This is a genomic window from Stenotrophomonas sp. 2YAF22 (genome assembly GCF_052114665.1).
In the GTDB taxonomy this organism is placed as follows: Bacteria; Pseudomonadota; Gammaproteobacteria; order Xanthomonadales; family Xanthomonadaceae; genus Stenotrophomonas; species Stenotrophomonas indicatrix.
In genome coordinates this window covers 1-6,672 of record NZ_JBFRFE010000195.1, presented here as the reverse complement: position 1 = coordinate 6,672, position 6,672 = coordinate 1, and the positions used below count along the sequence as shown (strand labels likewise).

8 protein-coding genes are annotated in these 6,672 nt (G+C 65.6%); 4 read left to right on the top strand and 4 right to left on the bottom strand.

Annotated elements, in window-relative coordinates; genetic code table 11:
• The coding region (locus tag AB4Y84_RS09735) for a M15 family metallopeptidase (RefSeq protein ID WP_442250067.1) at nucleotides 1–652 on the top strand (652 nt) is incomplete at its 5' end.
• A 263-nt stretch (nucleotides 653–915) separates the two neighbouring features.
• Here the strand turns inward: AB4Y84_RS09735 and AB4Y84_RS09730 are convergent.
• From AB4Y84_RS09730 to AB4Y84_RS09715, 4 genes are all read right to left on the bottom strand, one after another.
• Nucleotides 916–1,287 carry a DUF423 domain-containing protein gene (locus AB4Y84_RS09730; protein WP_025873872.1) on the bottom strand — a complete coding sequence of 124 codons (372 nt, stop codon included), beginning with the start codon at nucleotides 1,285–1,287 and terminating at the stop codon, nucleotides 916–918.
• Nucleotides 1,288–1,391: 104 nt separating this feature from the next.
• Nucleotides 1,392–2,465 carry an SRPBCC family protein gene (locus tag AB4Y84_RS09725; RefSeq protein WP_442243828.1) on the bottom strand — a complete coding sequence of 358 codons (1,074 nt, stop codon included), beginning with the start codon at nucleotides 2,463–2,465 and terminating at the stop codon, nucleotides 1,392–1,394.
• Nucleotides 2,466–2,710: 245 nt separating this feature from the next.
• The gene (locus AB4Y84_RS09720; RefSeq protein WP_025873873.1) at nucleotides 2,711–3,352 is read right to left on the bottom strand and encodes a response regulator; all 642 of its coding nucleotides are present in this window, start codon (nucleotides 3,350–3,352) and stop codon (nucleotides 2,711–2,713) included.
• Nucleotides 3,352–4,557, bottom strand: coding sequence for a sensor histidine kinase (locus AB4Y84_RS09715; protein ID WP_394196130.1), 1,206 nt, complete (start codon nucleotides 4,555–4,557; stop codon nucleotides 3,352–3,354). The genes AB4Y84_RS09720 and AB4Y84_RS09715 overlap by 1 nt, the downstream gene beginning before the upstream one ends.
• A gap of 150 nt (nucleotides 4,558–4,707) precedes the next feature.
• Here AB4Y84_RS09715 and AB4Y84_RS09710 point away from each other — a divergent pair, with 150 nt between their 5' ends.
• From AB4Y84_RS09710 to minD, 3 genes are all read left to right on the top strand, one after another.
• A complete protein-coding gene (locus AB4Y84_RS09710; protein WP_100551840.1) occupies nucleotides 4,708–5,304 on the top strand; it encodes a GNAT family N-acetyltransferase in 597 nt (198 codons plus the stop codon).
• The gene (gene minC / locus AB4Y84_RS09705; RefSeq protein ID WP_442243829.1) at nucleotides 5,250–6,110 is read left to right on the top strand and encodes a septum site-determining protein MinC; all 861 of its coding nucleotides are present in this window, start codon (nucleotides 5,250–5,252) and stop codon (nucleotides 6,108–6,110) included. The genes AB4Y84_RS09710 and minC overlap by 55 nt, the downstream gene beginning before the upstream one ends.
• 36 nt (nucleotides 6,111–6,146) lie before the next feature.
• On the top strand, nucleotides 6,147–6,672 hold a 526-nt coding region (gene minD, locus AB4Y84_RS09700; protein WP_442250066.1), incomplete at its 3' end, for a septum site-determining protein MinD.

The following is a 6,672-nucleotide window of genomic DNA, read 5'->3' as shown; positions in this document are numbered from 1 at the left end:
GGCGCACGGTGTGCACTCGCTGGTGCCGCGCCTGCCACGCGAGCCCGGCGTGGAGGAAGCGCTGGCCCTGCTGGATGGCGCACGGTCACGACCGTTCGGCGCTGCACTGGAAGACCAGTGGCTGCCGCTGGTTGGCCTGCAGCAGCGCTTGCAGCAGCTGGGCCTGGATGCACAGCGCTATGCGCACGACAGCGGGCTGGCACTGGAAGCCGAGCCGTGCGTGCTGCACTTGGCCGGACGTGATCGCTTTGCCCGCCCGTTGTGGTTGCGCCGCGGTGCCGCGCAGGGCTGGCGACGGATGCGCCTGCATGCCGCCCGGGATGGCATTGCACTGGATGCGATCTCCGGCTTCCGCAGCCATGCGTATCAGCTCGGCATTTTCGAACGCAAGCTGGCGCGCGGGCAGAGCGTGCCGCAGATCCTGAAGGTCAATGCCGCCCCTGGTTTCAGCGAACACCACAGTGGTCACGCGCTGGACATCGGCACACCGGGGGATGCGCCGGCAGAGGAGAGCTTCGAGGCGACGGCTGCGTTTGCGTGGCTGCAGGCCAATGCCGCGGCGCACGGGTTCCACTTGAGCTATCCGCGCGACAACCCGCATGGGATCGTCTACGAACCGTGGCACTGGTGCTGGAAACCGGCCAACGGCTGAGCCCCTCGTGGCAGCTGCTCGACTGCGGTCCTCGGGTTGGCCGGGAGGGTGGGCGGCGCAGGGGTCGCTGCAAGTACGTCCATGTAAGCTCGGGCGCGCCATCCATGGCGCTTACGCCCCTGCGCCGCCCACCATCCCGGCCACGGACAGTTTCCGGGTGCGTCCGCCACGGAATTGAACAAACAAAAAAAGCAAAGGCAGACGCGGGTCGCTGCGCTCGACGCCGGGCGTGGCCCGGCGCTACCAGTGCTTGGGCGTTGCGGCTAGCGCCGCAGCGCGTTGATCGCCAGCAGTACCCATCCGGCCATCAGCGTGGTGCCACCTACCGGCGCCAGCCGGGTCGGCCATTGCCACAGCGCACCGCCCACCAGGCTGCCGGAGAACAGCAGCACGCCCAGCAGCAACACGTACAACGCCAGATGCGCGATCGCGCCCTGCGCGCGCGGGCCGAGGGCGGCCAGTACCGCTCCGTGGGCAAAGGCGTACAACGCTGCCATGTTCAGGTGCTGCTGCGCCAGCGGATCGGACACGCCATGCGCGGCATAGGCCGAGAGACCGATCGAGGCGGCCGCCAGCAGCGCCCCCAGACAGGCCAGCAACGACGGTTTACGCGCGCGTCGTTCGGAATTGAACATGACTGCTCCTTGCGCAATGCCCGACACCGGGCTCGGGATGAAAAAAAACGCGCCGCAGGAAGCGGCGCGTTTTCATGTCCAACACTACATGGGTCAGCCGAGGCTTACTTGACGGCCCAGTAGATGTCGTACGTCGCTTCCGGGGTGAACGACTTGTCCACGCCGTCCTTCCAGGTTTCGTACGGACGGTCGATGACTTCGTTGCCCGAGGTCACGGCCCAGGCGCGCAGGGCGCTGCGGGCAACGTCCAGGCCTGCCATGTGACCGGTGTAGGCCGCATGCGCCGAACGGTGCGGAGCAACGCGGACGTACTTGACCGGAGCGCCACCGTCGATCTTGACGGTCAGCTGTTCGGCCGGCACGCCTTCGGCACCCTTCTTCTTCACCGGCTGGGCGATGTCGAAGGCGTACTTCTCAGCACCGAAATCGGTGGTGATGATACGCAGCGGACCGGCGGCTTCCAGGCCATTGGCCTCGATCACGCGCTTGATCCACTCCTGGTTGTCCTTGATGGACTTGCTGATGGACTCCTGGCCGCGGTCGACGTTGCCGGCGGTGACGACCAGCAGGTCCTCGGCCGGGACATCGACGATGCCCAGATCGGTCAACGGAGCTTCGGAAGTGCGGTAGTCGACATTCGGCACGGTGGCCAGCATGTTCGCCATGCGCGACAGACCCATCTTGATGTCATCGCCGATCTGGCGGCTGACATACAGGCCTGCGTAGCGACCGAACAGGTCAAAGCCATACTTCACCGAGTAGTCCTGGGTGATCTTGACGTTGCGACCGCCCTTGCCGGTCGGCTCCAGGGTGAAGGTGCTGACCTTGTCGTGACCCTTGGAGGCGTCGTCGATGGCGATAACAACACGCTTGTTCTCTTCGGCTTCGGTCACCTTCCAGGAACCGGTGCCCAGGTCCTTGGAGGTGTAGTCGAGAGTGGCACCGACGCCGGAGGCCGGGCCGGACAGCTTCAGTTCAACGGCGGGATCGCGCAGTACCAGCGGGTTCCAGTCCTTGAAGCGGCGCAGACTGCTGACCGTGTCGTACACGATCGTCATCTTGCGGTTGGTCTCGATGCTTTCGGTGATGTGACGCTCGCCCGGCAGACAGACGCCAATGATGACGAACAGGCCAGCCACGATCCCCAAGGCGATCAGGAACTCGATAATACGGGTCATTCAGAGAGTCTCCGGGGCCGATCCCACGGCCGGGTTGATTGAAGCGAAGCGCCAATCCTAGCAGGCTTCGCGGGCATTGGTTATCGGGATTGGCGCACCGGTTTCCGTGCCGGCTGCGCATTTGTATGCACAAAGAATTCGAAGGGTAACGCATCCGCGTACCCGGCATGTAGGGGGCAAGTGGGGGGCAACCCTGAATCCGGGCCCAGGCTGCGTGCCAAGTCTTTGTCGCTAAAGGATTTTCCTCACACCAACTGGAGTTCAAACGCTTTCAGGACTGCACGCGTACGGTCACGTACGCCCAGTTTGGAAAGGATGTTGGACACATGGTTCTTGATCGTGCCCTCGGCGACCCCCAGCGAATTGGCGATCTCCTTGTTGGAGAAACCGCTGGCCATCAGCCGCAGGATCTCGGTCTCACGGTCGGTCAGCGGGTCGGGCCGGTCCAGGCTGACGAAATCGTTGCGCATGTGCTCCAGCCCGGACAGCAGCCGCTGGGTCACCGCTGGCTGCACCAGCGAACCGCCATCGGCCACCGTGCGGATCGCCCCGACCAGCTGCGCCAGGGTCACATCCTTGAGCAAGTAGCCCTTGGCACCGGCCTTGAGCCCGGCCAGCACCAGCTGGTCATCGTCGAAGGTGGTCAGGATGATGGTCGGCGGCAGCTGTTCCTGCCGTGACAGCACCTGCAGCGCCTCCAGCCCGGACATCACCGGCATGCGCATGTCCATCAGGACCACGTCCGGGCGGATCTGCGGGATCAGCTCGACCGCCTGGCGGCCATCGGCGGCCTCGGCCACCACTTCGATGCCGTCGTCGAGCGCCAGCAGCGAGCGGATCCCCTGCCGCACCAGGGTTTGGTCGTCGACCAGGCAGACGCGAATCATTAACGCACTCCTTCAGGAACCTGGGTAAGGGCCGCCAGCACCGTTGCCGGTACCGTCGCCCGCAGCCGGAAGCCTTCGCCGGGGCGGGTCTCCACCTGCAGCTGGCCTCCACATTGTTGCAGGCGTTCGCGCATGCCGCGCAAACCATTGCCCACATTGACCGTTTCCGCCCCGACACCGTCGTCGCGGGCTTCCACCACGACCTGGTCGGGGACCTCACGGTACACCCGCAACCACAGGTGGCGGGCGCCGGCATGGCGCACCGTGTTGGTGATGATCTCCTGGGTGCAGCGCAGCAGTACGTGGGCCCGCTGCGGGTCTTCCACGTTCAGCGGCTCCTCGATCTCCAGCTGGATGTCCAGCGACGGCACGTGCTCGGTCAGCGGACGCAGCGCAGCGGCCAGGTCGATGGCGCCGGTCTCGCGCAGCTGGCTGACCACCTCGCGCACGTTGCCCAGCAGCAGCTTGGCCAGGGCATGCGAGCGCTTCACGTGCTCCAGCGCCTGCCCTTCGGCGAGGTGGCCGGCCACTTCCAGATTCAGGGTCAACGCGGTCAGCTGGTGGCCCAGCAGATCATGCAGTTCGCGCGAAATGCGGGTGCGCTCGTTCACCCGCGCGCTTTCGGCCAGCAGCGCACGCGTGGCGCGCAGCTCGGCGTTCAGGCGGCGCTGCTCCTCGCGCGCCTCGGCCTGGCGGCGCGCCACCAGCGCGATCACGAACACGAAGCTGGAGAAGCCCATGTAGCCGACGGCCTGCAGCACGGCGATGACCGGCGGGAAGCCCAGTGGCTGGATGTAGACCGGCAGCACGGCCAGGTTGCTGGCCACCAGCCACACCACACCGATGCGCGGGCCCAGCAGCCAGGGCAGCAGGCCGGCCACCACCATCAGCAGGATGCTGCCCAGTGCGGTGCCGGAGAAATAGCTCACGCCGATCGCGCAGGCCGTCAGCAGGATCAGCGCGGCATGGTCGAAGAAGCCGGGCCGGCTTTCGCCCAGCGAGCGGGTCAGCACCCAGTACACGAAGCCGAAGGCCAGGTAGGCCGAGGCCCAGGGAATGATCCGGTAGCCGGCCTCGCCATCCAGGCTCTCCAGCGTCAGCGACACCGGGTCGATCAGGTAGATCGCAAGCCAAAGGCCGACGGTGCCCCAGGTGAACAACCCGGAGTAGCGCAGCATCGCATTGTGGTTGAGTCGGGCCAGCATCACCCATCGTAGCCTGTGTGCGGCCGCTCCCAAGCGCCGAAAGTCATGCTTGGGCATATCCCCCTGTTCATGCCGCAGCCCACCCCGGGCATGCAATAATCGTGCGCAGGGTCTTGTAATGGACCAACCGCGTTACCCCACGGAGTCACAATGTCGATTGTCATCCGCGACGTGCGCGAGCACGAGCTCGATTCCGTCCTGGCTTTGAACAACAATGCTGGCCTGGCCATCCTTCCCCTGGATGCCGAGCGCCTGCGCCTGTTCTATGCAACCGCTGAGTATTTCCGCGTCGCCGAGCGCGACGGCAACCTGGCCGGTTTTTTGATCGGCTTCGGCAGCGACAGCCAGCACGACAGCAGCAATTTCGCCTGGTTCAAGCAACAGCTGAACACCCCTTTCTTCTATATCGACCGCATCGTGGTCGCCAGCCGCCGTCGCGGTGGTGGCGTCGGCCGTGCGTTCTATGCCGACGCGCAGAGCTTCGCCGAGCTGCGCTACCCGCAGATGACCTGTGAGGTGTTCCTGGACCACGGCGCCGATGCCGCCCTGCTCTTCCACGGCAGCTTCGGCTTCCGCGAGCTGGGCCAGAACACCATGCCGCAGGTGGACGTGCGGGCCAGCATGCTGGCCAAGGAACTGTGCAGCTTCCCATGGGTGAACGAAACCTATGGCGGCAAGCTGCCCGATGTGGCATGGGCGCGCGACCGGCAGCTGCCGGCGCAGGCACAGCGGTCGACGGGGACCTGAGCGTGGCGGTGAATTTCGATTACGAACAGGCTGGTGAACTGAAGATCGGCCAGGTGGGCATTGCCAACCTACGCATCCGCACCCTTGATGTTGAACGCCTCGTGCAGGAAATGCAGGAACGGGTGAGCCGTGCGCCGAAGCTGTTCGGCCGTGCGGCGGTGATCCTGGACTTCGGTGGCCTCAGCCAGGTGCCCGACGTGGCAACGGCGCAGGCCCTGGTGGATGGCCTGCGCGGTGCTGGCGTACTGCCGGTTGCATTGGCCTATGGCACCAGTGCAGTTGACCTGCTCTCGCAGCAGCTCGGCCTGCCGCTGCTGGCCAAGTTCCGTGCCCAGTACGAGCGCGCCGAAGCAGAGTCTGCCCCGCCACCGGCACCCGCACCGGAACCGCGGCGTGCTGCGCGGGCCGAAGCGAAGGCCGCACCGGCACCGGCTCCGGCCACGCCGATGGGCAAGGCTGCCGATGCCGCCGCGCCACAGCCTGGCCGCATGCAGCTGGGCAACGTGCGTTCGGGGCAGCAGCTGTATGCGGAAAACTGCGACCTGACCGTGATGGCCACCGTCGGCGCCGGCGCCGAAGTCATCGCCGATGGCAGCATCCATATCTACGGAACCCTGCGCGGCCGTGCGCTGGCAGGGGCCCAGGGCAACACCGCGGCACGCATTTTCTGCCGTGATTTCCATGCGGAACTGGTCGCCATTGCAGGCCACTACAAGGTGCTGGACGATGTCCCGGAAACCCTGCGCGGCAAGGCCGTGCAGGTGTGGCTGGAACAGGACCAGATCAAGATCGCTGCGCTGGACTGACGCAGCACCTCAAACAGAATCATCAGGAGAAGTCCTTTGGCTGAAATCATCGTAGTCACCTCCGGCAAAGGCGGCGTCGGCAAGACCACTTCCAGCGCCAGCCTTGCGTGCGGCCTGGCGAAGCGTGGCAAGAAGGTGGCGGTGATCGACTTCGACGTCGGCCTGCGCAACCTCGACCTGATCATGGGCTGCGAACGCCGCGTGGTGTACGACTTCGTGAATGTCGTGCACGGCGAAGCCACCCTCAAGCAGGCCCTGATCAAGGACAAGCGCTTCGACAACCTGTTCGTGCTGGCTGCCTCGCAGACCCGCGACAAGGATGCACTGACCCAGGAAGGCGTGGGCAAGGTCCTGAAGGACCTGGCCGCCGACGGCTTCGATTACATCATCTGCGACTCCCCGGCCGGCATCGAGAAGGGCGCCTTCCTGGCGATGTACTTCGCCGACCGCGCAGTGGTGGTGGTGAACCCGGAAGTGTCCTCGGTACGCGACTCGGACCGCATCATCGGCCTGCTCGATTCGAAGACCCACAAGGCCGAATCCGGACAGGACGTGCCAGCCT

Excerpts from the sequence above, each read along its gene's own strand:
- AB4Y84_RS09730 (WP_025873872.1), bottom strand. The coding sequence starts at position 1,287 with ATGTTCAATTCCGAACGACGCGCGCGTAAACCGTCGTTGCTGGCCTGT.
- minC (WP_442243829.1), top strand. The coding sequence starts at position 5,250 with ATGGGCGCGCGACCGGCAGCTGCCGGCGCAGGCACAGCGGTCGACGGG.
- AB4Y84_RS09720 (WP_025873873.1), bottom strand. The coding sequence starts at position 3,352 with ATGATTCGCGTCTGCCTGGTCGACGACCAAACCCTGGTGCGGCAGGGG.
- AB4Y84_RS09710 (WP_100551840.1), top strand. The coding sequence starts at position 4,708 with ATGTCGATTGTCATCCGCGACGTGCGCGAGCACGAGCTCGATTCCGTC.
- AB4Y84_RS09715 (WP_394196130.1), bottom strand. The coding sequence starts at position 4,557 with ATGCTGGCCCGACTCAACCACAATGCGATGCTGCGCTACTCCGGGTTG.
- AB4Y84_RS09725 (WP_442243828.1), bottom strand. The coding sequence starts at position 2,465 with ATGACCCGTATTATCGAGTTCCTGATCGCCTTGGGGATCGTGGCTGGC.